Origin of the sequence: Sandarakinorhabdus sp., from assembly GCF_032115815.1 — a bacterium.
Classification (GTDB): domain Bacteria; phylum Pseudomonadota; class Alphaproteobacteria; order Sphingomonadales; family Sphingomonadaceae; genus Sandarakinorhabdus.
In genome coordinates this window covers 6207-8627 of record NZ_JAUMBI010000003.1, presented here as the reverse complement: position 1 = coordinate 8627, position 2421 = coordinate 6207, and the positions used below count along the sequence as shown (strand labels likewise).

The following is a 2421-nucleotide window of genomic DNA, read 5'->3' as shown; positions in this document are numbered from 1 at the left end:
GAGCCACGCTGGTCACGGCAACCAGCGTGACTTGCGGCAGGATCGGTCGACGGTTCAAGCCAAGGACAGCAGACATGTTTCGGACGATCGGGAAAAGAGGGGGCTATGATGGGGATCCTGACACAATTCCGTTTGCCAGCGTGATTGCAGCAGGGCCAGCTCGCGCGCGAAGCGCGCCGCCTGGTCAGACCGATTGTCACTTGGCCGCGTGCGTGATTCAGCGTGGATCAGCCTGGCTTCGGCACAATAGATGTTCGCCAGCCCTTCCACCTGTAGTTTGAGACAGAAATCGACGTCATTGAACGCGACGGCAAAGCCAGCCTCGTCCAGCCCTCCCACTTGGCGGTAATGCGCCCGCGTTACCAAGAGGCAAGCCGCCGTGACGACAGAGACCTGGCGGGTAACCGCATGCCAGCCGGCATGATGCAGGCTGGCGGGATCCGCGCCACGCTGGGTATGGCCAGCCGCATTGCCAGTGCCGATACTCACGCCTGCATGCTGGATGCTGCCATCGGGGTATAGCAGTTGGGCGCCTACGGCTCCCACCCCGGGCCGGGTGGCATGGCGAACCATCGCCGACAGGAAGTCGCCGTCCAGCGCCTCGACATCATTGTTGAAGAGGCACAACAGTTCGCCACGGGCCATCGCCGCTGCCCGATTGTTGAGTCGCGCGAAATTGAAGCCGCCGTCGTCGCGCAGCACCTTTATACGGCCCGCGGCCTGCTCTGCCTCCAACAGTGCCAACGTCGATGGGTCGCTGCTGCCATTGTCGACAATGATGATCTCGACGTTTCCCGGATAGGTCAGCCGTGCAAGGCTGGACAGGCAGGTGCGCAAAAGGTCCACACGGTCACGCGTTGGGATGATGAACGAAACTGCCGGCCATGCTGCCGGTTCCGGCGGCTGCACGCGCCAGAACGGCAGACCATCATGGCGTGCATCCAGCCGCCAATCCGGCCAATGCTGACGAACGCGCGCGGGCCATTCTGGATCCACGCTTGCAGAGCGGCCGCGCTGGGTCAGGACCAGGGGCAGATGCGCCACGTTCACCCCTTTGGCGAGCATGGCCAACTGCAGTTCGGCAAGACCTGCCGCGCTTACCGGCAGCGACGGCAGCCGCGCTGCTGTCGCGAGCGCCGTTTCGACATGAAGCGCGGAGGCGCCCGAGAGGCAATCGCGGGCCAAGTGCAATAGCAGATCCCATCCTGGCTTGATCCAAGGGAACGCGGGACCGGCCGATGTTTTTACATCTTCATCCCAATAGATGATGCCGGCATCCGGGTGGCGGGCCAGCGCCGAGGCCAGAAGCTGGGGCAGTGACGGGTCCAGCATATCGCCCGGCAGAACCGGAACCACCCAAGCAAGTCCTCGCCGTGACTGCTGCTCCAGGAGATCGGTCAGCATGACTGCATCCGTGTCTTCCAGCCGAACCACGCTGCCATTGTCGATCGACTGCGCCGCGCCGATCCAGTTACGGACGCGCAGTGGTGCAATCTCTGCTCGCCAGTAGGAATAGGAATCAGGGTGACTGTCTGCCAGACGGCACAGCCCGTTCCAGGCCCGCACGCGCTTGCCTCGCAGCAGTTCGCCCAGCCGCAGCAAACTCGCAAGCGGTGCCATGCGCATGGCCATGGCAGCGACGGTGAACAGGGCGCGTGTTGAAGGCCAGGGCAAGGGCTTGCGCGCCATCTCAGCGCCCCAGCAGGCGGCGCACGCGGCCGGTGGCGCGTCGGACGGCGATGACGGCGCTGGCGGTGGGATCGAGCACCGGTGCGGCGGCGGTCAGGCGTTGCACCAGCACTTCGGCGGGGCAAGGCAGGCCGGTGACGGGGTCGAGATAGCGCGGGTAGAGCAGATAGGCTGCCGCCACCAGCTCATCCAGCGTGCGCCGCGCCGTGCGACGGGCGGGCACCGGGCCGCGATCGGTGGTGAGACCCCAGCCGGCATAGAAGGGCACGCCGTGGACGGTGACCGGCTTGCCGCGCAGCAGGGCCTCGAACCCGGCCAGCGAGCTGTTCACGTGCAGTTCGTCGGCCATGGCGATCAGATCGGCCATTGGTGCGGTGGTTTCCACCCGGTTGGCCAATACCGCCATTTCGCTCTCCGCGATCAGTCCCTTGCGGTGGCCGGCAATCACGTCGGGGTGGGGTTTGTAGATCAGATAGGCGTCTGGTCCGGCTTCGGCCCGCGCGCGGCGCAGCAGTTCGAGGTTGGACGAGAGCGCGCCGCCGCTGGTGACGGCGCGATCATCCTCGACCTGGCCGGGCACCAGCACATGGCGGCGGGCGCCGCCGGGGCGAGGCAGCGGGGCGGCGGCGCCTTTTTCATATTTGGACAGTCCGGCGGCGACAATGGCCACGCGCAAGGCTTGCGATCGTTCCAGAAGTTTTGGTGGGAACGCACTGTTTTGTAAAAAAACTT

2 protein-coding genes are annotated in these 2421 nt (G+C 65.3%); both read right to left on the bottom strand.

Annotated features, from left to right (window positions below):
- Positions 1 to 54: 54 nt before the first annotated feature.
- On the bottom strand, positions 55 to 1689 hold the full coding sequence (locus RT662_RS00115; RefSeq protein ID WP_313668113.1) for a glycosyltransferase family 2 protein: 1635 nt from the start codon (positions 1687 to 1689) through the stop codon (positions 55 to 57).
- Between the two features lies 1 nt (position 1690).
- Positions 1691 to 2359: a hypothetical protein gene (locus RT662_RS00110; RefSeq protein WP_313668111.1), complete on the bottom strand. Its 669-nt coding sequence runs from the start codon at positions 2357 to 2359 to the stop codon at positions 1691 to 1693.
- Positions 2360 to 2421 lie beyond the last annotated feature (62 nt).

Coding starts and splice junctions, on each gene's coding strand:
- RT662_RS00115 (WP_313668113.1), bottom strand. CDS start 1,689: ATGGCGCGCAAGCCCTTGCCCTGGCCTTCAACACGCGCCCTGTTCACC.